Source organism: Exiguobacterium sp. s39, assembly GCF_018618925.1.
Taxonomy (GTDB): domain Bacteria; phylum Bacillota; class Bacilli; order Exiguobacteriales; family Exiguobacteriaceae; genus Exiguobacterium_A; species Exiguobacterium_A abrahamii.
In genome coordinates this window covers 1,873,712-1,899,777 of the sequence record NZ_JACSNA010000001.1, presented here as the reverse complement: position 1 = coordinate 1,899,777, position 26,066 = coordinate 1,873,712, and the positions used below count along the sequence as shown (strand labels likewise).

28 protein-coding genes are annotated in these 26,066 nt (G+C 48.9%); 20 read left to right on the top strand and 8 right to left on the bottom strand.

The window, feature by feature from the left end; all coding sequences use genetic code 11:
- The first annotated feature begins 90 nt into the window (after positions 1–90).
- Both KNQ11_RS09955 and KNQ11_RS09950 read left to right on the top strand, forming a co-directional pair.
- The gene (locus KNQ11_RS09955; protein ID WP_133207727.1) at positions 91–1,029 is read left to right on the top strand and encodes a VOC family protein; all 939 of its coding nucleotides are present in this window, start codon (positions 91–93) and stop codon (positions 1,027–1,029) included.
- On the top strand, positions 1,026–1,622 hold the full coding sequence (locus KNQ11_RS09950) for an alpha/beta hydrolase (protein WP_133207726.1): 597 nt from the start codon (positions 1,026–1,028) through the stop codon (positions 1,620–1,622). Before KNQ11_RS09955 ends, KNQ11_RS09950 begins: the two co-directional genes overlap by 4 nt.
- Positions 1,623–1,682: 60 nt before the next feature.
- Here the strand turns inward: KNQ11_RS09950 and KNQ11_RS09945 are convergent, their stop codons facing one another.
- Entirely contained in the window at positions 1,683–2,150 is a 468-nt protein-coding gene (locus tag KNQ11_RS09945; protein WP_133207725.1) for a hypothetical protein, read from the bottom strand.
- Between the two features lie 332 nt (positions 2,151–2,482).
- Positions 2,483–3,223 (bottom strand): SGNH/GDSL hydrolase family protein, encoded by a 741-nt coding sequence (locus tag KNQ11_RS09940; RefSeq protein WP_050678748.1) that lies wholly within the window; start codon positions 3,221–3,223, stop codon positions 2,483–2,485.
- 42 nt (positions 3,224–3,265) lie between these two features.
- Between KNQ11_RS09940 and KNQ11_RS09935 the strand changes: the two genes are divergently transcribed.
- Positions 3,266–4,327, top strand: coding sequence for an acyltransferase family protein (locus KNQ11_RS09935; protein WP_064299377.1), 1,062 nt, complete (start codon positions 3,266–3,268; stop codon positions 4,325–4,327).
- Between the two features lie 57 nt (positions 4,328–4,384).
- Positions 4,385–4,717 carry an Asp23/Gls24 family envelope stress response protein gene (locus KNQ11_RS09930; RefSeq protein ID WP_029342549.1) on the top strand — a complete coding sequence of 111 codons (333 nt, stop codon included), beginning with the start codon at positions 4,385–4,387 and terminating at the stop codon, positions 4,715–4,717.
- A gap of 38 nt (positions 4,718–4,755) precedes the next feature.
- Here KNQ11_RS09930 and KNQ11_RS09925 read toward each other — a convergent pair whose 3' ends face one another.
- On the bottom strand, positions 4,756–5,517 hold the full coding sequence (locus KNQ11_RS09925; protein WP_214771405.1) for an SLAP domain-containing protein: 762 nt from the start codon (positions 5,515–5,517) through the stop codon (positions 4,756–4,758).
- Positions 5,501–7,864 carry an accessory Sec system translocase SecA2 gene (gene secA2 / locus KNQ11_RS09920; protein WP_214771402.1) on the bottom strand — a complete coding sequence of 788 codons (2,364 nt, stop codon included), beginning with the start codon at positions 7,862–7,864 and terminating at the stop codon, positions 5,501–5,503. The genes KNQ11_RS09925 and secA2 overlap by 17 nt, the downstream gene beginning before the upstream one ends.
- Before the next feature lie 279 nt (positions 7,865–8,143).
- On the opposite strand from secA2, the gene pgmB reads away from it, so the two are divergent.
- Positions 8,144–8,815 (top strand): beta-phosphoglucomutase, encoded by a 672-nt coding sequence (gene pgmB / locus KNQ11_RS09915; RefSeq protein WP_214771387.1) that lies wholly within the window; start codon positions 8,144–8,146, stop codon positions 8,813–8,815.
- 94 nt (positions 8,816–8,909) lie between these two features.
- Here pgmB and KNQ11_RS09910 read toward each other — a convergent pair whose 3' ends face one another.
- Positions 8,910–10,397 (bottom strand): N-acetylmuramoyl-L-alanine amidase family protein, encoded by a 1,488-nt coding sequence (locus tag KNQ11_RS09910; RefSeq protein ID WP_214771384.1) that lies wholly within the window; start codon positions 10,395–10,397, stop codon positions 8,910–8,912.
- Positions 10,398–10,690: 293 nt separating this feature from the next.
- On the opposite strand from KNQ11_RS09910, the gene KNQ11_RS09905 reads away from it, so the two are divergent.
- The 4 genes from KNQ11_RS09905 to chrA all read left to right on the top strand — a co-directional run bounded on the left by KNQ11_RS09905 (position 10,691) and on the right by chrA (position 14,565).
- On the top strand, positions 10,691–11,092 hold the full coding sequence (locus KNQ11_RS09905) for a Rok-like winged helix domain-containing protein (protein WP_029342544.1): 402 nt from the start codon (positions 10,691–10,693) through the stop codon (positions 11,090–11,092).
- Between the two features lie 59 nt (positions 11,093–11,151).
- Positions 11,152–12,195, top strand: a complete 1,044-nt coding sequence (locus KNQ11_RS09900) for a glycosyltransferase family 4 protein (protein WP_029342543.1) — start codon at positions 11,152–11,154, stop codon at positions 12,193–12,195.
- Positions 12,196–12,257: 62 nt separating this feature from the next.
- Positions 12,258–13,361, top strand: a complete 1,104-nt coding sequence (locus KNQ11_RS09895; RefSeq protein ID WP_214771381.1) for a DUF418 domain-containing protein — start codon at positions 12,258–12,260, stop codon at positions 13,359–13,361.
- A gap of 52 nt (positions 13,362–13,413) precedes the next feature.
- Positions 13,414–14,565, top strand: a complete 1,152-nt coding sequence (gene chrA / locus KNQ11_RS09890) for a chromate efflux transporter (protein ID WP_214771378.1) — start codon at positions 13,414–13,416, stop codon at positions 14,563–14,565.
- A 54-nt stretch (positions 14,566–14,619) separates the two neighbouring features.
- Here chrA and KNQ11_RS09885 read toward each other — a convergent pair whose 3' ends face one another.
- The 3 genes from KNQ11_RS09885 to KNQ11_RS09875 form a co-directional block, all read right to left on the bottom strand.
- Complete coding sequence (locus KNQ11_RS09885; protein ID WP_214771375.1) at positions 14,620–15,036, bottom strand: GNAT family N-acetyltransferase; 417 nt, start codon at positions 15,034–15,036, stop codon at positions 14,620–14,622.
- A complete protein-coding gene (locus KNQ11_RS09880) occupies positions 15,011–15,976 on the bottom strand; it encodes an LCP family protein (protein WP_353049752.1) in 966 nt (321 codons plus the stop codon). Before KNQ11_RS09880 ends, KNQ11_RS09885 begins: the two co-directional genes overlap by 26 nt.
- Before the next feature lie 135 nt (positions 15,977–16,111).
- Entirely contained in the window at positions 16,112–16,753 is a 642-nt protein-coding gene (locus KNQ11_RS09875; RefSeq protein ID WP_214771349.1) for a YigZ family protein, read from the bottom strand.
- A gap of 111 nt (positions 16,754–16,864) precedes the next feature.
- Between KNQ11_RS09875 and KNQ11_RS09870 the strand changes: the two genes are divergently transcribed.
- The 11 genes from KNQ11_RS09870 (at position 16,865) to KNQ11_RS09820 (ending at position 26,062) form a co-directional block, all read left to right on the top strand.
- Positions 16,865–18,025 (top strand): sensor histidine kinase, encoded by a 1,161-nt coding sequence (locus tag KNQ11_RS09870; protein WP_230088503.1) that lies wholly within the window; start codon positions 16,865–16,867, stop codon positions 18,023–18,025.
- The gene (locus KNQ11_RS09865; RefSeq protein ID WP_029342537.1) at positions 18,022–18,714 is read left to right on the top strand and encodes a response regulator; all 693 of its coding nucleotides are present in this window, start codon (positions 18,022–18,024) and stop codon (positions 18,712–18,714) included. The genes KNQ11_RS09870 and KNQ11_RS09865 overlap by 4 nt, the downstream gene beginning before the upstream one ends.
- Positions 18,715–18,848: 134 nt before the next feature.
- A complete protein-coding gene (locus KNQ11_RS09860; protein ID WP_214771336.1) occupies positions 18,849–19,697 on the top strand; it encodes a DegV family protein in 849 nt (282 codons plus the stop codon).
- 229 nt (positions 19,698–19,926) lie between these two features.
- Entirely contained in the window at positions 19,927–21,135 is a 1,209-nt protein-coding gene (locus KNQ11_RS09855) for a helicase-related protein (RefSeq protein WP_214771333.1), read from the top strand.
- A gap of 233 nt (positions 21,136–21,368) precedes the next feature.
- On the top strand, positions 21,369–21,773 hold the full coding sequence (locus KNQ11_RS16820) for a ComF family protein (RefSeq protein ID WP_251139649.1): 405 nt from the start codon (positions 21,369–21,371) through the stop codon (positions 21,771–21,773).
- A 42-nt stretch (positions 21,774–21,815) separates the two neighbouring features.
- Complete coding sequence (locus KNQ11_RS09845; RefSeq protein ID WP_029342533.1) at positions 21,816–22,196, top strand: hypothetical protein; 381 nt, start codon at positions 21,816–21,818, stop codon at positions 22,194–22,196.
- A 36-nt stretch (positions 22,197–22,232) separates the two neighbouring features.
- Complete coding sequence (gene flgM / locus KNQ11_RS09840; protein ID WP_047393186.1) at positions 22,233–22,481, top strand: flagellar biosynthesis anti-sigma factor FlgM; 249 nt, start codon at positions 22,233–22,235, stop codon at positions 22,479–22,481.
- A 96-nt stretch (positions 22,482–22,577) separates the two neighbouring features.
- Positions 22,578–22,985, top strand: a complete 408-nt coding sequence (locus KNQ11_RS09835; protein WP_058705005.1) for a flagellar protein FlgN — start codon at positions 22,578–22,580, stop codon at positions 22,983–22,985.
- A 12-nt stretch (positions 22,986–22,997) separates the two neighbouring features.
- Positions 22,998–24,524, top strand: coding sequence for a flagellar hook-associated protein FlgK (gene flgK / locus KNQ11_RS09830; protein WP_029342531.1), 1,527 nt, complete (start codon positions 22,998–23,000; stop codon positions 24,522–24,524).
- Positions 24,525–24,531: 7 nt separating this feature from the next.
- Positions 24,532–25,470 (top strand): flagellar hook-associated protein FlgL, encoded by a 939-nt coding sequence (flgL, locus tag KNQ11_RS09825; RefSeq protein WP_064299389.1) that lies wholly within the window; start codon positions 24,532–24,534, stop codon positions 25,468–25,470.
- 13 nt (positions 25,471–25,483) lie between these two features.
- Positions 25,484–26,062 carry a DUF6470 family protein gene (locus KNQ11_RS09820; protein WP_214771327.1) on the top strand — a complete coding sequence of 193 codons (579 nt, stop codon included), beginning with the start codon at positions 25,484–25,486 and terminating at the stop codon, positions 26,060–26,062.
- Positions 26,063–26,066 lie beyond the last annotated feature (4 nt).

Here is a 26,066-nt window from a genome sequence, read left to right as displayed (position 1 = left end):
AAAAAACGAGGAAAGGCTTATTAGTTTACTTTTTGTTCTTTAGTTACTATTATTGTGTTAATAGATACGACTGAAGGAGGAACGCATCATATGAAAACGCAAGGCATCCATCATATCTCAGCAATGGTCGGCGATCCACAAGAAAATCTCGATTTTTACGGAACCATTCTCGGACTACGATTCGTCAAAAAAACGGTCAACTTTGATGATCCAGGAACATACCACTTCTATTTTGGAAACGAATCCGGAGCACCGGGAACGATCATCACGTTCTTTCCGTTTAAAGGCATGGCAAAAGGGAAAGTCGGTGCCGGACAAGTCGGAACGACAGCGTACGCGATTCCGGTCGGTGCAGCAGATTTTTGGAAAGCGCGGCTGACAGAAAAAAACGTCTCGTTTGTAGAGACGGTTCGATTCGGAGAGCAGCAGATCGCCTTCGAAGATCCACATGGTCTTCAAATTGAACTCGTCGAACGCGAGGCAGGACGAGACAGTCGCTATGAAATCGACGGCATCACACATGAGGTCGCGATTAAAGGATTCGCGGGAGCGACGTTACTGTCACGGAATCCATCAGACACAGCAAAATTACTGACAGACACATTCGGCCTGACACTCAGCAAACGGACGGAAACCGTTGACCGGTACATCGCAGAAGGCGAGTTCGGGAATGTCGTTGATGTCGTTCATGGTCAAATGCCAGTTGGTCGTCCGGGAACGGGAACGGTTCACCATATCGCGTGGCGGGCAACGGATCAAAAGGAACAACTCGACTGGATGAACGCCATCAACGCGTTCGGTTTGCTGACGACTGAAGTGAAGGACCGCAATTACTTCACATCGATCTACTTCCATGACCGCGGTCGGATCCTCCATGAAATTGCGACCGACAATCCAGGATTCGCAATCGATGAAGCGTTCGAGATGCTCGGAGAAGACTTGAAGTTACCGGAACAATTCGAAGCACATCGCAGTGCAATCACAAATCATGTAACACCTATTACTGTACCGAAGGGGAGACTCGTATGATTCATTTATACCAAGCACCAAAAACAGCAGACGCACCGATCTTTTTATTCTTACATGGCACAGGCGGAACGGAACAAGATCTCGTCGGACTCGTCTCGTTGCTCGATTCGGAAGCAGGCTACTTGTCCGTCCGCGGGGAAGTCTCGGAAAACGGGATGCCACGATTCTTCAAACGACTCGCGGAAGGCGTCTTCGATGAAGAAGATCTCGCTTTACGGACAGCACGTTTAATTCAGTTTTTACGTGATCAGGCAGCGGAGCGTGACTTCGCGCTCGATCGTCTGATTCCAGTCGGATACTCGAACGGGGCGAACATCGCGGCGAACATGTTGTTTGAAGAAGCCCTCTTTAAACAAGCCATCTTACTGCATCCGATGGTACCACGTCGCGGTGTGACGTTACCGGACTTATCAAGCGTTCGTGTCTTCATCGGCGCTGGTAGCAATGACCCAATCTGTCCGGCTCAGGAAACAGAAGAGTTATCAGCACTCTTGAAGCAAGCCGGTGCATCAGTCGACGTCACGTGGTCGAATTATGGTCACCAACTTGTCATGCCAACGATTGAAGCAGCAACGGATTGGCTGAAACAGTAAAAAAAGGGCTGTCCCATCTACTTCTTTCATAGAAGATGATGGGGCAGTCCTCTTTTCGTTTCAAGCAGGATGATCGCTTTTTGGTCGAGAATAGACGATGAGCACACCACGCTCGACGAGCTGGAGGGCGAGCGTCTGTTTCACTTCTTCCGATGCTTTCGTCTTGGCAAGTTGTCGGTAGAGCAGGCGAAGTTCACGGCGCATCGTCTTACGGATCAGCCACATGCTATCAATCGTGGTACACCAACCGGTCACGGTTTCGTGTCCGATGTAATACTGGGTCTGACGTTCAAGATAACGAATCCACCACTCGTCACGCGCCATTTTTAGTACGACACCTGTGAGGCCAAGTACAAGGATGGCGAGGGGAATGCTTTCATATAAAGGAAGACGACCAAGAACGGTACCAACATTCGTGACGAGGGCAAGCATCACCCATCCTATGCATCCGATGACAAGCCAATATCCAAAGTTGAGAGTACTTCGATGTCGTAACGTCACTTTCGGCGTAAGCAATGAAGTGGCCATCAGAAACACCTCCTTGTTAAATAATCGAATTTTCTGACAATTTGTAGTTGTCCTTCTACTATAGTTACTTTTTCCCGAATCGTCTAGTCATTAGACATGGAAAATGTGTTTCTTTCTTGACGAAATTCGTGTACGCTAAATGTAGAAGTGAGCGGTTACATAAAGGGGGATATAAAGAAATGATGGATCAAGTGATTTGGATTGCTGTCGGTATCGTTGCCGTTGCAGTTTTCTCAGCATCGAGCGTCGCAGCGTACATGGGTGTCAAAAACCAAGAAGACTAATAATCGAAAGCGGCTCATCCCGGAAATCGGGATGAGCCGCTTTTTCGTTTAGTTATTTGCTGTCAAATCGGTTTTCAGCGCATAGGGTTTCAGCGCATCACTCCAGCGCAGGTAACCGCCACCGACGAGATGGAGTCCATCGTACGTCATCCGATTTTGCAGGTATCCCTGTTTATTCGTCAAGACAGGTCGTAGATCAACAAATGGAACATCCACCGATTGAGCAAGGTTTTGTAAATTTCGGTTCAACGCTTCGACGTCCCGATTGATTCGGACGGAATCCGAATACTTCGGTGCGACAGGAACGGTTGACTGAATGACGACGTCGATGTTATTTTTTCGAAGTGTCGTCACAATCGTCGTCATGTTCTCAGTGATTTGCGGAATCGGTGTATAGTGACGAATATCATTGATACCACCCATCAGGAAGACGCGTTTTGGTTTCATCTCGATGATCAAGTCGAGTCGGGTCAAAAAGCCTTCTGTCGTATCACCAGGAATCCCGAAATTCACGATCGTCGGGTCTTCCATCAAGATACGCCAATCAGCAAAATTCGTCATCGAGTCGCCTAACATGACAGCGTTCGCTGATTTTGGGTATTGATAAGTATGGAATAGACTATTCAGACGGACATAGTTCGGGTTCTTATCGTATTGGAAGGTCGTGACTGGAGTCGTACTCGTTGCAGGTAAGACGCTTTCGAATAGTTCGAGCGGTTTACGTCCCAGTAACAATGCAAGGAGAACGACGTTCAAGACGACAGATAGAATCAGGAGTGTCTTTTTCATAAACATTCGTTCCTTTCGAGGGAGTATAAGGGGTAGTGTAACATGAATCGGAATCCGTGGTTTGATAATATCAAAGGTTTTCTTGTCATTTTCGTCGTCATTGGTCACATGCTGACGGATTTACGGTTTGATTATGACGGAAAGTTGCTTGAGACGGTTTATCTGTTGATTTACTCGTTTCATATGCCATTATTCATTATTTTAAGCGGTTATTTCTTCCGCGAAAACAAGTATTTACGTGTCATCCAACTATTTGCCGTCTACTGTGTCTGGCAAATCTTAATTGGATCTTGGGCGACGCTTGGAGAAGGATTGCCGCTCTTTTCTGGTGAAAACATCGGTACGCATCTCCTACGTCCCTACTGGGCACTTTGGTATCTGTTCGTCATGGTCGTCTGGTATATCGTGACGCCGTATGTCGTTCACTTGCGTGGATATGTCTGGTTCGGTCTTGCCTTCGCCTTGCTGTATGGATTCGAACTCGAGAACACGGGATTCTTGGCACTTCGGAAGCTGATCATGTTCTATCCGTATTTCTTGCTCGGGAACTACCTATCGGAACACGAATTCATCCGCATCTTCGAGATGCCGAAGAACTTCAAGCGCCGGATGAACGTCCGCTTGATTGGTGGTGTGACGTTCGCAGCCGTCATGGGCTTCTTATTGTTCGAGGCGTGGCGTGACACACCGCAAGAGATCGTCGATTTCGCGAATGCCTTCAAGCATCGTTTCCCGTACGCTGAACAGTATGACAGTGACACGTGGATTGGTGTACTCAAGCATAGCGTCATCTATGTCTTGTCGATCGCGGCCTCGCTCGGTTTCATGATGTTGATCCCGATGCGTCGTCTTCCGCTCATCACACGAGCTGGGGAACTCAGCCTCTACGTCTATCTACTCCATGTCTTCTTCGTCATGGCGTGGCGTCAATATGTGACGGATGCATTCGTACCGCAACCGTGGCTCGCTTTACTGATCATGATTGGCGTCGCCTTGTTGATCGTTGGTATCATCATACACCCACTCGTCGTCCGTGTCCTCCGTCCTTTGATTGAGATTGACATTCGCCCGATCGTCGAGAAACGGGAAGACCTTTCAAAATAAGGCGGAATGCATTACACTTTAAGATAGATGGATTACTAGACGAAGGGCGTGGAAGGTATGTCATATAATTTAAATAATGCGGACGGTGTCGTGAACGTCTCGCAACAAGTCATCGAGGTCATCGCAGGGGTAGCTGTTCAAGAAACGGAAGGCATCGCCTTTACAGCAGATGATTCGAAACTGCAGGAAAAACAGATGGTCAAACTCGTAAAAGTCGAAGATGTCGGTGGCGACATCACGGTCAGTCTGTCCGTGCATATCAAATACGGCATGTCGATCATCAAGACAGCTGGAAAAGTCCAAGAACGGATTGCGCAAGACATGGAAAACATGCTTGCGTTCCAACCAAAAGCGATCAACGTCCGCGTCATCGGACTCTTAAAAGGATAAGTAAAACGTCTCGGCATCTTGTGTGCCGAGACGTTTTTTTAGGAAGAGGGAGGAAGATAACGGAGACCGAATGCAGGAACATCTGTTGCGGTGCAGGAGAAACGGAGACGAATCGCATGTTGGCTATGAGCGGGTAAGGACAATCCAGGATGGATGACGTCTGCGAGTGGCGTCTCGTCATTCATCAATTCGAACGCCAGCGCCTCGAGCGTCAGTGTCTGATCGCTGGCATTACGGACAAGGACGGTCGCGGTCACAGTATCCGGCTCGCGCATGATCGAGACCGGTAAGAGAGACCAGCCATCTGCTGGGGGTGTCGGGTGCGAATAAGCGACTTGACGGATGATGCGTCGTTCCGATTCCGTGAAGTCTTCGTCGATGAACAGCTCGGTCAGCGTCTCACTTGAGAAGACGAGCTGCAATGGCTCCGTCAACTGCTCGAGGTCGACGAAACAATCATCTTCTTCGAACGTCAACCAGAGTGGCAACGTCGCCATCGGAAGTATGACGGGAACTTCTTCGATACTGAGGACTTTCCGAGCGACGAGTTCGTCACCGGAGAGCGCAAGGATGACAAGATCATTCAGATGGAACGACCGAGACAACGTGTTTTGGAACAAGGCGATGACTTGAAGCGGACGACGCGATAAGACTTGAAACAGATGGATCGCCATCTGATTGACCTGTAACTCAGGTAGTTGTTTCGCGACGTGACGAAAGACGTATTCGTCTTCCTTGACGATCGGCATGTCCTCCGTGAAATAGAGTGGGGGACGAAACACTTCATTCGACGTGTGCATGGTTCAGTTCTCCTTCGCTATCGTATGTCTGTTCGACGCGGCAGATGCCAGAAAGGACCTGCTTTTCGAAACTCGCAATGGCATATTCGAAGTAATCCATGCCTTCCCGTTCGAAGATGCGGACCGGTTGTTCTTGTCCGTAACTCCGGAGGTGGATTCCTTCTTTTAAGCTGTTCATGGCTGTTAAGTGGCGCGTCCATTGCTCATCGAGTGCAAGGAGGATGAAGCGTTTGACGGTCTCTTTTTCAGCCGCAACATGGGCAACGAGCAAGGCTTCAGTGTCAGCAATCAGCGGTTCAAGTTGGCGTTTCATCTCGTCGATCGTTTCCAGTCGTTCTAACGTGACCGGTTGATGTAACAGTTGCTCGAGTTCCGTCGTGACGAGAGACAGCGGCCATTCTTCCGGGACGAGATCGTCAGAAAGCGTTTGGTCGATGATCGACGGCAAGACACGTCCGGCAAACGGTTGGACGATGTCTTCGAGTGACGTCGCATCAACGATTCTGTTGCGGAGATGATAGATTGCTTGCCGTTGTTCGCTGATGACTTCTTCGAGCTGGACGAGTTCATCTCGAACACTCCGATTGACGGATTCACACGTCGACTGAGCGAACTGCAATAGATCCCGAACGTCACGTGAAGCCAATGGACCGGAAGCATCCCGTACTTTTTGTTGCACGCGTGCGAGACGGTCGCGCGCGAAACGACGAGGCAGTTCATCTTCGAGTGAGAGATAAAATTGTGTCAATCCGGGATCGCCTTGGCGACCTGCCCGACCACGGAGTTGGTTATCGATCCGGATCGATTCATGGCGTTCCGTTCCGATGACGAACAAACCGCCTTGTTGTTGTGCCGTTTCATCAAGTAAGATATCCGTTCCGCGACCAGCCATGTTCGTTGCGATCGTGATTCGACCGGCTTGTCCGGCTGAAGCGATGATCCGAACTTCTTGGTCGACGGTTTTTGCGTTCAGGATCTCGTAGGTAAGTCCGTGTGCATCAAGTGTCTTCGCGACGCGTAAGGATTGTTCAATCGATGAAGTACCGATCAGAACTGGTCGTCCCGTGACGTGTGCCGATTTCGTCGCCAGCGCGATCGCTTCTAATTTTTCGTCACGCGTCGCAAAGATGACGTCCTCCGCATCGATCCGGATTTTCGGACGGTTCGATGGAATCGTCACGACATCCATGCCGTACGTCTTTTGAAACTCCTCCCGTGACGTCGCCGCTGTACCCGTCATTCCTGCCACCTGATGATAAAGACGGAAATAATGCTGAATCGTGATTTGTGCCGTCGTCCGGTTCTCTTCCGTGACGGGAACACCTTCTTTTGCTTCAAGTGCCTGATGTAACCCGTCGGATAGACTGCGTCCTTCCATCAGACGACCTGTGAAGAGGTCGACGAGCGCGATTTTTTGATCCTTGACGATATAGTCGACATCTCGCTTGAGGACGACATGGGCACGTAAGGCTTGAATGACGTAATGGAAAAGGACGGAGTGCTCAGCAGCGAACAGATGATCAATCGCAAACGCCTCCTCGATCGTCTCGATCCCATGGTCAGTCAAGGCGACCGCTTTAATCTCTTCGTCGAACGTATAATCCCGCTCGTCTTCGAATGTCTGGACGACATGACGGACGAGTTGCTGTAACCCTTCGTGGACACTGTCTCGTTCCGCCATGATGAGTGGCGTTTTCGCTTCATCGATTAAAATGCTATCGACTTCGTCGATCAAGGCGAAATGAAGCGGACGTTGCAGACGTTCCGTCGGCTCCATGATCAGATGATCGCGCAGGTAATCGAACCCGAATTCAGTTCCGACACCGTATGTAATGTCTGCTGCGTAGGCGATCCGTTTTTCCTCAAACGTAGCTTCAGCGGAATTGATTCCGACCTGCAACCCTAAAAATCGGTGAATCTGACCGATTTGCTCCGCATCGCGTTGTGCCAGATACTCATTGACGGTAATGACGTGGACACCTTTTCCGTGAAGCGCCTGAGTGAAGCTCGCGAGTGAAGCAACGAGCGTCTTTCCTTCACCGGTCGCCATCTCGGCGATTTGTCCTTCAAGTAACGCCAGACCGCCCATGAGCTGCACATCGTAATGCCGTAAGCCGAGCGTTCGTTTACTCGCTTCTCGGACAAGGGCGAATGCCATTGGTGTGATTGCATCGATTCGTTCCCCGGCTTGTAGCCGCTCACGTAATGAGGCGGTCAATTCACGTAACGCTTGATCGGATGTTTGTTCCATTTCTCGTTCTAGGCTATTGATCGTCGTTACGATTTTTTCATAACGATGAATTCTTCGACTTTGATCATTCAACAACTGTTTAACACGTTGAAACATCTTCGTCACTCCCTCATATGCTATGAGATTCATTATAGCAGTTAAAAAATGTAAAACGAATAGTAAAGAACGAAATAAGTAAAACATTCCCTTAAAATTGAAAGCGTTATCAAAATTAACGTGTTTCGCGCTTAAAAATAGAAAATCAGAAATATTTGATAACGCTTGCAAAGATTCGGAAGAACCAGTAAAATTATTCATAAGGCAAGTGCAATCGTTTGCGCAAAGTCATTCGATTTCTTGCCTTTCATGGACGATGGAAGAAAGGATGGATGTCGGATGGCACCAACGATCGAAGCGGTCATTTTTGATTTAGACGGCGTAATTACCGATACAGCAGAGTATCACTACTTAGCGTGGAAACAACTTGGAGAGGATTTGGATATCCCGTTCGACCGGGAATTCAATGAGACATTAAAAGGTGTCAGCCGGATGGATTCACTCGGGCGTATCCTTGCGCTCGGTGGAAAACAGAACGCTTTTTCGGAGGAAGAGAAGCTAGCACTTGCTGCGAAGAAAAATGAACACTACGTCACATTGATCCAACATATTTCTGAACAGGATCTTCTTCCTGGAATCACTGCATTCCTCGATGAAATCCGAAACGCTGGGCTGAAGATCGGAATGGCGTCCGCCTCTAAAAATGCGCTGATGGTCGTCGAGGCACTAAAGGTCCGACACTATTTCGATGACATCGTAGACGCTGCGACCGTTGCACAATCGAAACCACACCCTGAAGTGTTTCTCCGTGCTGCAGAAGCACTCGACGTCGAACCGAGCCGTTGCATCGGTGTAGAAGATGCGACAGCTGGCATCACTGCCATCCACGCTGCCGGCATGTATGCCGTCGGAGTTGGACCGGAGTCGGCACTCCATGAGGCAGACTATCGTGTCGATTCGACAGATTTGCTATCCCTTGAGCAAATCCTCGCTAGTCGCTCCCTTGTCTGAACCATTCCCTGATGGTGAAGGACATTCCTTGAAAGTTATGTGTATGCAAAAAGGATCGCTTCCCTGAGCGATCCTTTTTTGATATGGCGTTGATTTAAAGTGAGGCGAGAATGCCGTCCGCGATTGCTTGCGCGTAACGTGACTGATACGATGCGTTCGTCAGTTTAGCACGATCCGCGCTGTTCGAGAGAAAACCGAGTTCCGCTAGAATCGACGGTGCTTTCGTACCACGAATGACGGCATAGTTTGCATAGTGGACGCTTCGGTCGCGCATGCCAGCGTATGAGACGAGGCGTTGTTGGACGTTACGAGCGAGGTTGATCGAAGAGGCTCCTTTATAGTAGAAGGTCTCTGCTCCGTATGCTTGCGTACTTGTGGAAGCATTGATGTGGACACTGACGAAAGCAGTCGTTGCATGACTGTTCGTAAGGGCACTCCGCTCTCCGAGTGACGGGTAGTAGTCGTTCGTATAACGCGACATCGTCACATCGACTTTTCCGGCAAGACGCTCGGCGACTTGTTTCGTGACAGCAAGGACGATGTCGCGTTCAGCAACGCCGTAACGAACTGCACCTGCGTCGTGTCCGCCGTGACCCGGATCAAGGACGAGAAGTGGACGGTTCGATGGTGCCGGTTGGAACAACGTCAGATATGTCGCATCGACATAACCGCTTTGACCACTTGCTGTCCTGACAGCAACGAACCCTTTTGTTTGATGACGCGAATTCGTGACGACGACAGGAGTACCGCGTCCAAGACGGGCGATTTGACCACTGAGCGTCGACGCGCTCGCACGAAGCGCGACACTATTGCCTGACGGGATCAACACATACATCTTTGAACCACTATAATCGACGTTTCCAGTCGTCGAGGCAGGAACGGAAGTCCCTTTTTTCAGGTACGTTCCCATGACATACCCCGTTTTCCCTTGGTACTGGACCGTGTGCCAATTCGATTTAACGGCGAGGGAATTGACAGCAGTTCCACTTGGAATCGTCGTCAGGACTTTTCCGGATGTCGAAGGAGACGAACGGAAATTCAAGCGATCCGTCGTCGTATAGACCGTTGTTTTGGCTGGTGTGGTCACTTTCTTTAAATACGAACCAGAAACATAACCGGTCTTATTTGCATAGGTCACTTTGTACCAATTCCCGCTTTTGAAACTTGATTGTACACCGGCTCCCTTAGGAATCGTCAGTAATCGAGTAGAAGATGTCGTTGCGGCACTACGTAAGGATAGCGCATCCGTCGTCTTATAAGACGTCTTCGAAAAAGAAGTGCCACTCTCGATTTTCTTCAGATAAGATCCGGTCACATATCCCGTCTTTCCTTTATATGACAACTTATACCAAGAGCCTTTTCGATAGCTCGACGCGACTTTCGTCGTCTTCGGGATCGTCAGTAACTTTTTAGAAGACGTCGAGTTCGAACTGCGTAGATTCAAGGCATCCGTCGTCTGATACGAAGTTTTCGTAAAGGTTATACCAGAAGCAGCCGATACAGTAGAAGAAGCAGAGGCGAAGCAACCGGATACCAACGAAAGTACTAGCGCGGTCCGAAGTGTTTTAGGTAATTTGCCCATTAAATTTCCAGTCTCCTTTTCGGTAAAATAAGAAAGATATATATTGAATTAGTAGAACTTAAGTATTATTAAAATAGTTAAATATCGAAATTATATGTTCCGTTTTCACTCCTTTCTGTTAATATGAGGTGTAGCCAATTTATCGGTAAGGATATGAAAATATTACAGGATAATTAAATAATTAAAGAAATTATATATTATCAAGACAAATTATAGTTTAAAATATTTCAAAATACATACAAATGAAACACGATTGAAACATTAATGTATAAAAAAGGAAAGAGGGGCAAGGAATGGGTAACAGTGAACACATCTACCGCGAACTAATGGAAATCGAAGAGGAATACCGTCGTTTACAGCGGCGTGCCGAGTATTTGATCTCGGAATTAAGCCGTGGAACGGGAGAACATTCGCAAGAAGTCGCCGTCACGCATGAGCGTCCGTTAAAACAACGTCGCGTCAACCAACGGTACCCGCTAGAAGTCTACGTGCACCAAATCAGCGATTTAATGCGCGAGCGTGAATCGATGACAGCACGTGACATCCAAATGGAGCTTGAATTGCGTTACCGTCACCAAATTAGTAACATCTACCAATTGATGGCGAAAGTCGAACAGGCAAACCCTGCCATCAAAAAAGTCGGGCGCGGTATCTATACATATGATCCAGCTGCTGAAGTACCGATCTTCATGTAAGAGCCGCTCGTCGGCTCTTTTTTTTTATGATATAATTCGCGCAGGAGCGTGATGTTACTATGTTATGGACTGCGTCCATCGTCTGTTTTATCGCCGCCTTACTGATCACACCCGTCGTGAAACGCTTTGCGATTGCAGTCGGTGCCGTTGACAGTCCAGACGCGCGAAAAGTACACGTCCGAATCATGCCGCGACTTGGCGGATTAGCGATCTATATCGCCTTCATGATCGGTTATTTTATCTTACAACCTTCGAGTCCGTATGCGACGCACATTTTAGTCGGTGGATTCGTTATCATTTTGACCGGTGCACTGGATGATCGATTCCAACTCAATGCCCGTTTGAAGCTGATGGGGCAAATCGTTGCTGCCGTCATCGTCCTAAACGGTGGGATCCGGATCGAGTTCATCAATCTACCGTTCGACCAGCAGTTATATCTCGGATGGTGGAGTGTTCCGCTGACGTTCCTTTGGGTCATCGGGATTACGAATGCCGTCAACTTGATTGATGGATTAGACGGATTAGCAGCGGGTGTCTCGAGTATCGTCTTGTTGACATTGATCAGTCTTGCCGTCATTCAAGGAAACGTCTACGTGACGATCGTCGCGATTCTCTTATTGATGAGTACGTTCGGTTTTCTGTTTCATAACTTCTACCCAGCGAAGATTTTCATGGGTGATACTGGTGCCTTGTTCCTCGGCTATATGCTTGGTGTGTTATCACTCCTTGGATTCAAGAACGTGACGTTGTTCTCGCTTGCGGTTCCGGTCATTTTGCTTGGGATCCCGATTTCCGACACGTTGTTTGCGATCGTTCGACGGGTATTGCAAGGAAAACCACCATTTGCGCCGGATAAGGCCCATCTGCATCACCGATTGCTTGATCTCGGCTTTACGATGCGCCAAGCCGTGCTCGTCATCTATGGACTCTGCGCCATCTTCGGGATGACAGCGATTCTATTCTCGCAGACGAATTCGATCGGTGCCCTCGTCTCACTCGTCATGTTATTGCTCGTTCTTGACATTCTCGTCGAGTCGCTCGGTTTGCTTGGCGAACGTTATCGACCATTGTTGAATTTGTTGGAACGTTTTACATCGAAATAACGTATATCAAAAAAGACCGCTCATCCGTGTGAGCGGTCTTTTTTCAGAAAGGGAGTGTTGGAATGAATCAATCATTGAATCAACGCATCGTCTATTTGGATGTGTTGCGTGGTTTTGCATTATGCGGGATTTTATTCGTCAACATGCCGAGTTTTCTCGGTGATCGACCGAATGCGATGATGGGGGAGATGGATCAATCGATTCGTCTCATTTTCGATCTCTTCATCCAGACGAAATTCTATACCCTGTTTAGTGTTCTTTTTGGAGCCGGTTTTTATCTGTTCATCAATCGGTTGCGACAACGTGGTCTACCGATGACGATCTTCGCAAGGCGGCTCGGAATTCTGCTCATCATTGGTCTTTTGCACCTGCTCGTCTGGCAGGGAGATATTTTACATACGTATGCGTTGACGGGCTTCATTTTGTTATTGTTCGCCAAAACAAAGCCTGTCACGAAACTCTTGTTTGCGATAGCATTTCAAATCTATGCCATTCTGCTCTATCTACTTATTTTCTTTGGGGCTCGTCAATTTGGCGACGCTCCCGTCGTCGAGCTGGATAAGACACTTCAGTCGTTCGTCGCATCGCGCGATCTCCTCGGATTTTTATCACATCACGCGACAGTTCAATTACCGGAAGCCCTCATGAATTCTGGTGTCATTTGGCCAGAAATTTTATCCCTGTTCTTGATTGGAGCCTATTTGATGGAACGCTTCAGCGCAGCGCCCCCGACGAATCGTTTCCTGTGGTGGACGCTTGGAATTAGTTTACTCCTGACACTTCCATCATTTGCTGGAATCATACAGGCGCATGCTGACGTACCAGACGGATCAATCAATTTATTTTACGTCTGGCTCTCAGGACGCACGCTTGCAATCACCTATGCTTGTGCCGTCGCGCTACTCGTTCGTGCTGGGCGCATGCAATGGTTTGCTGGACTGGGACGGATGGCATTGACGAATTATTTGATGCATACAGTCGTCTTTACCGTGTTCGTTTTCTTCAGTGGACAACATGGAACGACACCGTTATGGCAAGGACTGTTACTCGTTTTCCTAATTTTGATCGCACAAGGTGTTGCTTCAAACAGATATCTCCAGTCTCATCCACAAGGTCCCATGGAGAAATTGTGGCGAAAAGGGACTTATGGAAAGAAAAACCGTTGAAGTTCACAGGAACTTAACATATTTTGTGTAGAATGAAGGATGGAGGTGAAACATGCATCGTTTAATTGAAATCTTTCTTGTATCATTTAAGCTCGGATTGACATCATTCGGTGGTCCGGTCGCCCATCTCGGATATTTTTATGAGGAATATGTCAAACGGAAAAAATGGATTGATGAGAAAGCCTATGCTGACTTAGTTGCACTCTGTCAATTCCTACCGGGTCCCGCTTCGAGTCAGGTCGGAATGGGAATCGGTCTGATCCGTGGAGGTGTAGCAGGGGCGATCATTTCCTTCGTCGGCTTTACGTTGCCATCGAGTATCGCTTTGATTCTATTCGCGATTCTTGCGGCACAATTCGATGTCGCGGAAACCGGATTCATTCATGGCTTGAAACTCGTCGCTGTCGCAATCGTTGCTGACGCCGTCCTTGGCATGGGAATGAAACTTGCGACAGGCGTCAAACGGATGACGTTGATGCTCCTAGCGCTAGCAGGCGTACTCTTGATCGCACATCCATTGGCGCAAGTCGGTGTCTTGTTGCTCGCAGGTCTTCTTGCGTTCTTCTGGTTCAAAGAAGAGACGGAGACGGGTGGATCCTTGTCGATTCGCGTACCACGCCTACTTAGCATCACGGCACTCGTCTTATTCTTCGTCTTACTTGCCGTCACACCGTTTCTCGCGCAATCTGCGACGGGAACCGTCCAACTGACGAGTATCATGTACAGTGCTGGTGCCCTTGTTTTTGGTGGCGGACATGTCGTCTTGCCATTCCTTGAGCAGACACTCGTACCTGGGCTGATGAACACGGATACGTTCCTTGCTGGTTACGCTGCTGCACAGGCGGTACCGGGTCCACTCTTTACGTTCGCGACGTATCTCGGTACGATCGTCTCTGGTGTATCCGGCGGTCTTCTTGCGACGCTCGCCATCTTCCTGCCAGGATTCCTACTCGTCATCGGTGTTTTACCGTACTGGGATCGTATTCGGAAGAATCAAGCAGTCGGACGCATGTTGATTGGCGTCAATGCTGCCGTCGTTGGTATCTTGCTTGCCGCTCTTTATGATCCAATCTTTACGTCAAGCATCAAGAGTGGTCTTGATTTCTTGATTGCCTTCGGTTTGTTCTGTTTACTTCGTTTTTATAAACAGTCGCCGTTACGAATCGTGTTAATCGGAGCCGCTCTCGGATTTCTTTTCTTCTAAACAACAAAGAAGCAGTAGACCCGGTGTCTACTGCTTCTTTGTTGTTCCTAAAAGTCAGGTGCGCATCAAAAAGACAAGTTCGATCCCGCTACGCCACTCGCGCCGGACTTCCGTGAAGCCGAAACGAGTGTAGAGCGAAAGCGCTGGCAGATTACGTGCACCGGTCATGACGTGTCTTGTCTGATGTCGCTCCATCACGTGATGCAGCAAAGATTGTGCGATTCCTTGACGGAAGTATGGCGGATCCACGACGAGTCGAGTGATCGTCTCGTCATTAATCGTAACAGCACCAACAATGTCGTCATCAATGACGTAAACGAAACCGATCGGCGCTTCAACGTCGATCTCATCGATCGTTTCGTGTAAGGGCGGGAAATCAGTCGCATTGAGTAATGCGGCTTCTATCTGATAAGCGCGACGTTGTACTTCCAGTAGTGACGCATGATCAGTTGCTTGGAGTGAACGAATCATCTGCAGCCTCCGACGTGATGCTGTCTGTCGTCTCATCAATTGGCAAATTGAGTTGTTCCTTCAATGTCGTCTTCGCGTCAGCCAATGAAGTTTGATCAAGCTGGTAGTAATAGACCCCGTTAATTTTCGTGTCCGTTCCTTTAAGATCGATCCGGTTGATGGAACCGATTTTTTTGATGAACGGTTGCAGTTGGAACGCTTCCGTCAACGACATGTTCGTCCGGAAATTGTCTCCCGTCGCGTCCATCAGGGTATTTAGTTTGGTGATTGAACCGAACGATGTCGACTGATCAACGATGGCTTCGACGATCTGTTGTTGACGTTTTGTCCGACCAATATCTCCTTCAGGATCTTGATAACGCATTCGGGCATAGGCGAGTGCTTCCTCGCCGTTCAACGTCTGTTGACCCGGTTCCAATTTAACGCCATTGCGCTTATCGGATGAGTCGAGTGTATCGATCGGTAACTTGACATCGACATCGATGCCGCCTAATGCGTCGACTATCGCGACGACACCATTGAAGTTGATCGATGCATAATAATCGATTGGAATATCGAGCAACGTCTCGACCGTTTCAATCGTTGAATCGATGCCACCAAAGGCATAAGAGTGATTGATTTTATCCTCGTAACCGACAGAAGGGATCTCGACGAGTGAATCACGGGGAATGCTGACCATATCAACGGTTTGATCGTCCTTGTTGAATGTCGCGACAATCATTGTATCAGCACGGGATGAGGTGTCGCCAGGTCGTTCATCCGTCCCGACGAGCAGAACGGAAAAGTGATCTTTCGTCAAATCAATGGCTGCTTCTCGTTTCTCGGACTTGTCACCGCGCGCTAAATCGACATTCGCATCGTTTGCAGTCTGGAACGTCTTATACGCGACGTAAGCGAAGGTCGCACCTCCACCGACGAGCACGACCAGAAAACTGATCACGAACACCTTGAACCACGAACGTTTTTTCTTTATCTTTTTTTTATTACTGCGGGTTCGCTCTTCCACCTTTATTAACTCCTAACTTTAACTGAATTTTTAAAAAACTTTAAAATTCTTTACAATCAGTATAGCAGGTCAGGAAATAATGTCACGTTCGAGGTAACGAGTAGAGCCGCTTGACAAATTGGCTTGACCGTTCGTCATGTTTGTCATCCAGTCGAGAAAATCGGGGACATCGGCTGTTTTGACGAGGACGTCGATCTGGACTTGATCGAGGTAATGGATCTGATCAATCGGATGAACACTCGCTCGTAATTCGTTCTCGAGCTTTCCAAGCCATGTGTAGTCGACGTTGACAGAAATGACGGTATGCTCGATTCGTTCGACGACACCGACTGCGTTCAATGCTTCAGAGACACTCGAACCATATGCGCGAATCAATCCACCACCACCGAGCTTGATGCCGCCGAAATACCTTGTCACGACGACGACCGTATCGCGTAAGTCACGCTTCTTCAAGACTTCGAGCATCGGAACACCAGCTGTTCCGCTTGGTTCACCGTCATCATTCGCTTTTTGAATCTCATTACGCTCACCGATGACGTAGGCGGAGCAGTTATGGTTCGCATCGTGATGTTTTTTTTTCAGCTCGGAAATGAACGCCTGGGCTTGTTCTTCCGTCGTTGCGCGAGCTAAATAAGTGATGAATCGAGACTTTTGGATAATGATTTCGTGGAAACCGTTTTCTTTTACTGTATAATAATTAGATAATGTCATAATCAAAAATGTCCTCCTCGTTAACTAGTTCTTTCTAGCATAACGACGTTCCAAGAGAGAGACAACCGTAGACGACTGGCAAGGAATGGAGGGAATACCATGACGAATGAGATGAGGGAGCGGCTATCCTTGAATGATATCGTACAGAACATCATCGGCGTCGTAGAAGAGAGTCGGGAAGAAATCGTCCGGATCACGGAAAGTTCTCGCGAACAATATGCCGAAATCCAGCAAGAACTGCGCGACCTGAAAATTCGGGTGCACGACTATATAAAAGAAGCAGAACGACTCGAACGCCATATCAAGGATGCAAAGGCGCGACTCGTCGTCGTCAGTAAGAACTTCGACAGCTACTCGGAACAGGATGTCCGGTCGGCCTACGAGACAGCGAACGCGTTACAACTCGAATCGTTCATCAATCAACGAGATGAGATGAATTGCCGAAAGCGCCGCGATGAGCTCGAACGCCGACTGATTCAGCTCGATGAGACGATTGAACGGGCAGATCAATTGATTGGACGTGTCTCGGTCGTCCTCAACTTCTTGACGGACGATATGCAGATGATGAATGAAAAATATGAAAAGGCGATGCAAAAACAGGAGATGGGTCTAAAAGTCTTCCAGTCCGCCGAAAATGAACGCCGCCGCTTGTCGCGCGACATGCACGATGGTCCGGCGCAGACGCTTGCCCACGTTTTGATCCGGGCTGATTTGATTGAAAAGATTCACCAGCATAATGGGGCAGAGGCAGCTTTTGAAGAGATTCACCGTTTACGGACGTTGATTCGGGATGGACTTGCCGATATCCGCCGTATCATATACGATTTACGTCCGATGACGCTTGACGATCTCGGATTCGTTCCAACGCTCGAACGTTATCTTCGCCATATTCAAGAAATTTCGAATATTCCGGTTCACTTCAATTATCTAGGAGGCGGTGAACGGATCGATTCGACGTATGAAGTTGCCGTCTTCCGAATCGTTCAAGAAGCCGTCCAAAATGCAGTTAAGCATTCCAAAGCGAGTGACATTCGTATTATCATAGAACAATATCAACATTCCGTACGAATCCATGTAAAGGATAATGGCGTTGGATTTGATTTCGATTCCATCGTCGCATCGTGCGACGAGTCATTTGGACTCGTTGGTATGCGTGAACGGATCGAATTGATCGATGGTGAATTCGATATCGAGACGCAGCCCGGAAAAGGTACGGTCATCAAGGTCAAGATTCCAATCGAGGAATCCGAAGCGAGAGGGGAAACACTGTGAACAACGAGCAAGTGAAAGTAGTCATCGTCGACGATCATCAGTTATTCCGCGAAGGCGTTAAACGAATTCTTGATTTCGAAGAAGAGTTCGTCGTCGTAGCGGAAGGGGAAAGCGGAGCAGAAGTCATCTCGCTCGTCGAAACCCATCAACCGGATATCGTCTTAATGGATATCAACATGCCGCAAGTCAACGGTGTTGAAGCAACAAAACGTCTGATGGAAGTCTATCCGGACGTGCGTGTCATCATCTTATCGATTCATGATGATGAGACGTATGTCATGCACGCCTTAGGTGCAGGTGCAGTCGGTTACCTCTTAAAGGAAATGGCGACGGATGAACTCGTCAATGCGATTCGTTCCGTGTACCGCGAAGGCGGATACGTCCACCCGAAAGTCACACCGAACTTATTGCAGGAATATCGTCGTTTGATGAAGATGAAACAAACGATGGCGTCACAACCTGTTGAAAAACGAGTCGCGGAAGCACCACTCCACGTCTTGACGCGTCGCGAATGTGAAGTCTTGCAATTGTTAGCGGACGGTTTCTCGAACCGTGCGATCAGTGATACGTTATACATCAGTGAAAAGACGGTCAAGAACCACGTTTCATCGATCCTCCGGAAGATGAATGTGCCGGACCGGACCGGTGCTGTCGTCGAATCAATCCGTCGTGGATGGGTCGTCGTTTAATATCTTGAAAGACAGGAGCTCCCGCTTCCGTCTTTCTTTTTTTATCCAGTAAAAAATGCTACACTTAAAAGCGATTGTGGCGTGTCACATTTGGCAGCGTCACGACGGAACTATAAAAGCGAGGAAATTCACGGATGAGCCAGATTGTGATCTTAACGGATAGCACAGCCTATCTGCCAACTACCTATTGTGAAGAACATCAAGTGCACGTCGCACCACTTAGTGTCATCTTCGACGGTGACGCCTACCGGGAAGGGTTCGATATCTCGGTAGCGGAATTTTATGAACGCATCCAGACGGGCAGTCTCCCGACGACCTCACAACCGAACATCGGTGATCTCGTGTCGTCGTTCGAGCAGTTGCCAGAAGGAACGGATATCATTGGTATTACACTATCAAGTGGGATCAGCGGAACGTACCAAGCGTTACATACGATCAACATGATGGCGGATCATGTCAACGTCCATCCAGTCGATTCACGTATTTCCTGTATGCCGCAAGCGTTTCTCGTCCAAGAAGCCGTTCGTTTGCGAGATGCAGGAGCGACGGCAGAGACGATCGTCCAGCGTCTTGAGACGTTAAAGGAACAGATTCGAGCTTATTTCGTCGTCGACGATCTCGAACACCTCCAGCGTGGAGGACGTTTGAGTGTCGCGCAAGCATTCGTCGGCTCGTTCCTGAAAATCAAGCCGGTCCTTCATTTCGTTGATGGAAAAATCGTTCCGTTTGAAAAGATTCGAACGTTTAAGCGGGCAGTCAATCGGATTGAGGAAATGATGAAGGAAGATATTCGCGGTGACGGTACCGGTTATGTCATCGGTGTCATCCATGCCGAGGATTCTGCGAAAGCAGAAGCAGAGATTGCTGAACTGAAGGCACTTTTCCCGCAGGCACGCATCGAGATGAGTGTCTTTGGACCTGTCATCGGTACACACCTCGGACCAGGGGCAATCGGTGTCACATGGTATCACGCAGCAGAATAAGATAAGAGCGCAAGCAGTAGGGATTCTCTTCATGAGGATACCTGCTGCTTTTGTTTTGTCAAAATCCTCAAAAATCATGGATGACTATATGGAAACGCCTGTTGAAACCGTACCGCATGACGTTACCTCGAATTCTGCGAGTCAAAAGCTCAAGTTGAGTAGTGGAACGCTCACAAGGAGATGACGGACGTCCGCGAGAAAGAGACGAAACAGAAAAGGAGAGATGACGATGGATCTTCGAGGACGACTCGTACCTGTTGAATGGATCGACACACCACAAGTGACATACCGATTCAGACCAGCCGTGACATGGCGTTGCCAACGATGTGGCGCGCTTCCAGTGCGAGGGGACTGTACATGTGGTAAAGCCTGTTATTATTGTCGGAAATGTCTCGCTTACGGCAAACTACGAAGCTGTGGACGACTCGTGACGGATCAGCGGGCACTTGATCCGGTGACACCGGCACAACATGGACCATTGACGTTGACGCCGGCACAACTACGTGTTGCTCAAGCGATCCAACGAACGGTTCTAACTAACAAACGGCTTCTCGTTCATGCCGTGTGTGGTGCCGGGAAGACACCGATGCTTTTCCCGGGAATCGCAGACGCTCTCGCTAGCGGACGCCGTGTGCTTGTCGCAGCACCACGGGCAGACGTCGTCCGGGAATTGACGGGACATTTGAAGCGGGCATTCGCTGACGCTTCCATCGTCTCCTTGTACGGTGGTTCGTCGGACCGTCTTGAGCTGGGGGACATCACGGTCAGTACGACACATCAATTGATTCATTACCGGAATTGTTTTGACGTCGTGTTTTTGGATGAGGTCGATGCGTTTCCGTACCGGCTCGACCGGACGTTACATCGATACGTCAAGCGCGCGATGACGAAAGATGCCGCGCTGATTTTATTGAGTGCCACCCCTTCGTTTTGGCATCGACGGTTTCCGACGGTTCGGCTGATGCGACGCTATCATGGCTATCCGTTACCAGTCCCAAAGCTCGTCGTACCGTATAGCGAACAGATCGTGTTCGATTGGTTGGCGCGTTATAGCGCTGTACCACGGCTCGTCTTCGTCTCACGGATCGCGGAGCTCGAGCGATGGCAAAATCGATTCGCGACAGCGGGCTATAATGTCGAGACCGTCCATGCCGCAGACTCGGAACGAGTCGAGAAGGTCCAGCGTTTTCGACAGTCGACAGGAATCTTACTGACGACGACGATTCTTGAGCGGGGTGTGACGATCGAAAACGTTCAAGTCGCGATTCTTGATGCGGATCAAGGATTCAGTACGGCAGCCCTGATTCAAATCAGCGGACGAGTCGGACGGTCGTCGGCATACCCGGATGGTGACATTTTATTTTGCGCCAATGACCGGAGTGATGCGATGTACGAAGCGATCCATCACATCAAGAAAGCAAATGCTGTGCGACCATGAATCGATGTCTATTCTGTCAAGAGGTCTATTTACCTAGTTGGGAACTCGGAAATCTCTGGACTAGGCAAGTGACCTGTCCGACCTGTAAAATAAAGTTTGTAAAAAGAGGGGAATGCATCGATTGTGGAAAGCCGGGTCCAGTGTGCTGTTCAGACTGCACAGAATGGCGAAGGCAAGGGCTGACGCTCCAAACAGTACCTCTTTATCTATACAATGATGCAGCGAAGGAGTTCATGCATCGCTTCAAGTTTCTCGGTGATAGTGCGTTGCTTGAGATGTTTACCGATGACTTGAAGAAGGTAAAAATCAAGCAAGCAGTTCTTGTGCCGATTCCGTTAAGCGCGGAACGTCTCTCAGACCGCCGTTTCAATCAAGCAGAGCTGATCGCACGTCGGATGCGCGGAAAGATCGCTCCGTGTTTAAGTCGTTTGGATGGTCCAGAACAAAGCAAGGTAGGACGACAAGCGCGACTTGCGCGTAGCAATCCGTTTTGTGTAACGAGTGACGTCAAAAGAAAGAACATCGTACTTGTCGATGATGTCTATACGACAGGTGCGACGCTTCGCCAAGCGATGTTTCGACTCAAGGAAGCGGGAGCGAAAGAAATTTCTGCTGTAACTTTATTTCGAAGTGTTTAAGAAAGCAACATTCCTGCCGATACTCTATGTGAGGTGAAGGAAATGGATGTCATCAATTGTAAATCTTGCGGGAAGTTAGTCGTGCGTCAATCTTCAGAACTGTGTATTGATTGCATACGAAAGGATCATACGGATTTTGAGAAGGTACGCGAATTTCTGCGAGAACGACGAAAAATCCGGACTTCACCTAAAGATGTCGAGATCGGAACGGGTGTTAGTCGAGATACCGTCTTCCGTTACATCAAGGAAGGGCGCTTATTGATCTCCGAGATTTCCCAAATGGAAATCATGTGTGAGAGTTGCGGGAAGCCCTCCCGTGAAGGCACGATTTGTGCCGCATGTCGTGATCGTTTACGACGTGACCTCGCCCAGGCGATGCTTGACTCTTCTGACTCTTCGAAACCAAGGACGTATCGGACTTGAACTAAGAATCTTGTAGTCTAGAAAGCAGGTGTTCACATGCGAATTGATTCTACGAAATGGGTGAACATGCCCAAAACGTACGAAAGAACTCAATCAGTAGAAGGAACAAAAAACCAACGTACGAATCGTCCGGACGAAGTCAGTATCTCTACAGAAGCGCGTGCGCGTTTCAACGAGACACAGTCGTCACGGACTGAAAAGATTGAATCCCTCAAACAGGCGATCCAGGATGGAACCTATAAACCGGATGCGAAAAAAATCGCGGAACGTTTCTTGAACCTGTAAGTTGGACATCGTAGACAATGGAGGCGACTCGGGGCACGGATGCGCGGGTCGTTTTTTATATGAATGGAACCTTTTCAATTCGGAAGGAGAAACCGAATGCAACTCATCAATCAGCTTAACGAAGCGCATGCTCATTTACTTGCGCTCGCAGAAGAAAAGAAGCAAGTCTTGATTGCAAATGACATGCGTCGTTTGTCTGAAATCGTTAAAGAAGAACCCGTACATATCAAACGGATCGAAGGGCTAGAACAAGAGCGGCTCGCACTGATGGGGAGCGTGACGATGACGGAATGGATCGCGACGCATCCGGAAGATGTCGACTCACTCCGAACGTTGTTGCAGACGATCGGTCAATTGCGACAGCTCAACACACTAAACGCGGAGTTGCTAGAGCAATCCCTGCATTATTTGGATTGGCATCTCCAACTCTTAATTCCAGAAGCGGACGACTTCACATATGGACAGTCCGCACTGAACCAGACACACTTCAATCGAAACGCGTAAGGAGGAATACGGATGGGATCGACTTTCATGGGGCTTGAGACAGGACGTCGGGCATTAACGACGAACCAGTGGGCTCTGCAATCGACTGGAAATAACATTGCGAACGCCGGCACGGAAGGATTCTCTCGTCAGCGTCTCGTCATGGGAACAACGGAACAACTTTCGATTTCACTTGGATCTGGACGAAATGGACAAGTCGGAACCGGAGTCCGCGGAGAAATGCTCGAGCGAATTCGCGACGTCATGCTCGATAAGCAGTACCGGGATGAAGTGACGAAGGTGTCCTACTACGGTACGAAACAAGCGGCATTCGGACGGATGGAAGATATCATCAATGAACCGTCTGACACCGGTCTTGCAAAAGCATTCGATGGATTCTGGGAATCACTCCAGACCTTGTCGACGAATCCGCAAGATTCAGGTGCACGCAGTGTCGTCCGACAAAAGGCGGAGACTCTCACGCAGACCTTCAATTACATGGCAAAAGCGATCAATCAAGTCAAAACAGACTTAAAAAGTGAAATCGAGGTCTCGACGAAAAAAGTCAACGACCTCTTACAAAAAATCCATAACATCAATACGGAAATCCACGTTGTCGAACCGCTTGGTGCTTTACCAAACGCACTCTACGATGAACGAGATCGTTACTTTGATGAGCTTGCTCAATATGTCGATTTCGAAAAAGTGACAGTAGATGCTCAGGCGATCGAAACAGGACAGATGGGGAATGCGTTGCGCAATGCGGAAGGGCGCATCGACGTCAACATCAAGTTTCCGAACGGGGACAAGCTGCTTGCTGTCGACTCCGATTTACCGAAAGCGGGCACACTGACGTTCACGACGAACGAACAGGGACTGTACACCGGCTTTAAGTCTGAGACACAGACGTATACGTTCGATCAGCTCGGCGGCTTCTCAACAGGACGTTTATCAGGACTAATTGAGATGTACGGGCAAGAGCGAGACGGAAAAGCCGTCGGGGAATACGTCAAGATGGAAAGTCAACTCAATGAGATGGCAAAGACATTCGCGAATGCCTTTAACGCTGCGCATGCGACGAACTTGAAGAAAGATGGTACAGCGGGATCAAATGCCTTCTTCGCATCAACAAGCGGTGACATCACGGCAGCAACGATCTCCGTCGGTTCGGACATCAAGGCTAGTCTTGATAACATCGCGACGTCGACGGACGGTAACATCGGGGATAGTCAAGGGGCATTGAAACTGGCGAAGATGAAGACAGCGAGCATCGAATTCACGGAGTCGAAAACGACGACGACGATCGGCTCGTTCTATCAAAACGTCATCGGCGATATGGCGGTCTCGACCGATCAGGTCGGACGCCTTGGTAAGAGTGCTGCTGTCTTGATGGAAAGTGCGGATCAGCGCCGCATGTCGATGTCTGCCGTCTCGATCGATGAAGAGATGACGATGATGATTCAGTATCAACACGCTTATAATGCAGCAGCACGAAATATTACGACCGTCGATGAGATGCTTGATAAAATCATCAACGGTATGGGACTCGTAGGACGGTGATGAATAGATGAGAGTAACACAAACGATGTTGACGAAAACGAATATCGGGCACTTATCCTCAAGCTATCAGCGCTTGAGCACGCTTCAGGAACAATTGATCAGTGGGAAGAAGATTCAACGTCCGTCTGAGGATCCGGTCGTTGCGATGCAAGGCGTGCGTTACCGGACGGAAGTACGAGAAGTCGAACAGTTCAAGAAAAATGCCAGCGAAGCAACGGGCTGGATGGACTTGACGGATTCTGCCCTTAACGAAGTCACATCAGCGATGAGTCGGATTCGTGAGTTGACGACACAAGCGGCGACGGATACGTATGATGCTACACAACGTAAAGCGATCCAGAGCGAAGTCGGTCAATTGATTGAACACATTGGGACGCTCGCGAATACGAAATACAATGAAAAAGGCATCTTCAACGGAACGAAGACGGATACGGCATTCGTCTCGATGGACGGATTGCGTGATTACTTAGCGAGTACAACTGGTCCTGTTGACGGTGTCTTCACGGATGGTGATCCGACAGGTAAGGAGACGGAATCCATCAAATATGAAGTTTCTTCTGGTATCGAAGTCCAAGTTAACATTTCACCACTCAGCGTCTTTGGACCGGAAACGTTCCAAACGTTGAAAAAAGTCTATGATGCACTTGGAACGAACGCTGATAACAACGGGGCTACCTTATCCGGGATGTTGAAAGATATCGATGAGATGGTCAATGGAACGGTCGAGACACGTGCTGATCTTGGGGCACGGGTCAACCGGATGGATTTGAACACATCACGGCTCGAGGATCAGGAAATCATCGCGAAGACGGTCATGTCGGATAACGAAGACATTGAGGCGGAAAAAGTCATCATGGAGCTGAAGTCATACGAGACGTTACACCGCGCAGCACTCAGCGCCGGGGCACGAATCATTCAGCCGACATTACTCGATTTCCTACGATAAGGGGTGAAGGCAGATGAATCTTCCGCATCTTGAAATACGTCAGACGGCGGCACGAATCGGGATGAACATCACGCGTCCGCAAATCGAGCAGAAGCAGACACCTGCCTCCCTGTCGATCGAACAACCACGTGGGGAACTATCGATTGAAACCGTCGCGGCGCGCCTTGAGATCGATTCGACGCAAGCCTGGATCGAGATGGGGCGCGTTCCTGCGCTCGAATCCGTTCGGCAGTATGCTACTTATGGACGACAAAAAGGGCAGGAAGCTGTTGCGAGACGATCCTCTGAAGGCGATCAACTGATGCGGATCGAGCAGGGCGGTGGAACTGTCGCGCGGATTGCGAAAGCCGATGATACACCACCTGCTGAAGTGACGACCCTCGGATTCATTCCGCGGAGCCTCGATCGAGTCAAGACGACCTATACACCGGCTGAGGTGCGACTAAGTTATACCGCGAATCGTCCGAAAATCGATGTTGAAACGCATCGACCGGAACTGACTGTGAAAGAAGGTCAGGTCGACATTTATCTACAAGAACAAAATCAACTGAATATGTGGCCGGTTGGCGGCATATTCGATGAGGAAGGATAACGAC

What these genes read in the sequence shown, in the direction of transcription:
- KNQ11_RS09875 (WP_214771349.1), bottom strand. Translation starts at nt 16,753, where the DNA reads ATGACATTATCTAATTATTATACAGTAAAAGAAAACGGTTTCCACGAA.
- KNQ11_RS09945 (WP_133207725.1), bottom strand. Translation starts at nt 2,150, where the DNA reads ATGGCCACTTCATTGCTTACGCCGAAAGTGACGTTACGACATCGAAGT.
- secA2 (WP_214771402.1), bottom strand. Translation starts at nt 7,864, where the DNA reads ATGTTTCAACGTGTTAAACAGTTGTTGAATGATCAAAGTCGAAGAATT.
- KNQ11_RS09845 (WP_029342533.1), top strand. Translation starts at nt 21,816, where the DNA reads ATGGATGTCATCAATTGTAAATCTTGCGGGAAGTTAGTCGTGCGTCAA.
- KNQ11_RS09885 (WP_214771375.1), bottom strand. Translation starts at nt 15,036, where the DNA reads ATGATTCGTTCACTCCAAGCAACTGATCATGCGTCACTACTGGAAGTA.
- flgM (WP_047393186.1), top strand. Translation starts at nt 22,233, where the DNA reads ATGCGAATTGATTCTACGAAATGGGTGAACATGCCCAAAACGTACGAA.
- KNQ11_RS09930 (WP_029342549.1), top strand. Translation starts at nt 4,385, where the DNA reads ATGTCATATAATTTAAATAATGCGGACGGTGTCGTGAACGTCTCGCAA.
- KNQ11_RS09870 (WP_230088503.1), top strand. Translation starts at nt 16,865, where the DNA reads ATGAGGGAGCGGCTATCCTTGAATGATATCGTACAGAACATCATCGGC.
- KNQ11_RS09820 (WP_214771327.1), top strand. Translation starts at nt 25,484, where the DNA reads ATGAATCTTCCGCATCTTGAAATACGTCAGACGGCGGCACGAATCGGG.
- KNQ11_RS09905 (WP_029342544.1), top strand. Translation starts at nt 10,691, where the DNA reads ATGGGTAACAGTGAACACATCTACCGCGAACTAATGGAAATCGAAGAG.
- KNQ11_RS09900 (WP_029342543.1), top strand. Translation starts at nt 11,152, where the DNA reads ATGTTATGGACTGCGTCCATCGTCTGTTTTATCGCCGCCTTACTGATC.
- chrA (WP_214771378.1), top strand. Translation starts at nt 13,414, where the DNA reads ATGCATCGTTTAATTGAAATCTTTCTTGTATCATTTAAGCTCGGATTG.
- KNQ11_RS16820 (WP_251139649.1), top strand. Translation starts at nt 21,369, where the DNA reads ATGCATCGCTTCAAGTTTCTCGGTGATAGTGCGTTGCTTGAGATGTTT.
- flgL (WP_064299389.1), top strand. Translation starts at nt 24,532, where the DNA reads ATGAGAGTAACACAAACGATGTTGACGAAAACGAATATCGGGCACTTA.
- KNQ11_RS09835 (WP_058705005.1), top strand. Translation starts at nt 22,578, where the DNA reads ATGCAACTCATCAATCAGCTTAACGAAGCGCATGCTCATTTACTTGCG.
- KNQ11_RS09855 (WP_214771333.1), top strand. Translation starts at nt 19,927, where the DNA reads ATGGATCTTCGAGGACGACTCGTACCTGTTGAATGGATCGACACACCA.
- KNQ11_RS09895 (WP_214771381.1), top strand. Translation starts at nt 12,258, where the DNA reads ATGAATCAATCATTGAATCAACGCATCGTCTATTTGGATGTGTTGCGT.
- pgmB (WP_214771387.1), top strand. Translation starts at nt 8,144, where the DNA reads ATGGCACCAACGATCGAAGCGGTCATTTTTGATTTAGACGGCGTAATT.
- KNQ11_RS09940 (WP_050678748.1), bottom strand. Translation starts at nt 3,223, where the DNA reads ATGAAAAAGACACTCCTGATTCTATCTGTCGTCTTGAACGTCGTTCTC.
- KNQ11_RS09925 (WP_214771405.1), bottom strand. Translation starts at nt 5,517, where the DNA reads ATGCACACGTCGAATGAAGTGTTTCGTCCCCCACTCTATTTCACGGAG.
- KNQ11_RS09955 (WP_133207727.1), top strand. Translation starts at nt 91, where the DNA reads ATGAAAACGCAAGGCATCCATCATATCTCAGCAATGGTCGGCGATCCA.
- KNQ11_RS09860 (WP_214771336.1), top strand. Translation starts at nt 18,849, where the DNA reads ATGAGCCAGATTGTGATCTTAACGGATAGCACAGCCTATCTGCCAACT.
- flgK (WP_029342531.1), top strand. Translation starts at nt 22,998, where the DNA reads ATGGGATCGACTTTCATGGGGCTTGAGACAGGACGTCGGGCATTAACG.
- KNQ11_RS09910 (WP_214771384.1), bottom strand. Translation starts at nt 10,397, where the DNA reads ATGGGCAAATTACCTAAAACACTTCGGACCGCGCTAGTACTTTCGTTG.
- KNQ11_RS09950 (WP_133207726.1), top strand. Translation starts at nt 1,026, where the DNA reads ATGATTCATTTATACCAAGCACCAAAAACAGCAGACGCACCGATCTTT.
- KNQ11_RS09935 (WP_064299377.1), top strand. Translation starts at nt 3,266, where the DNA reads ATGAATCGGAATCCGTGGTTTGATAATATCAAAGGTTTTCTTGTCATT.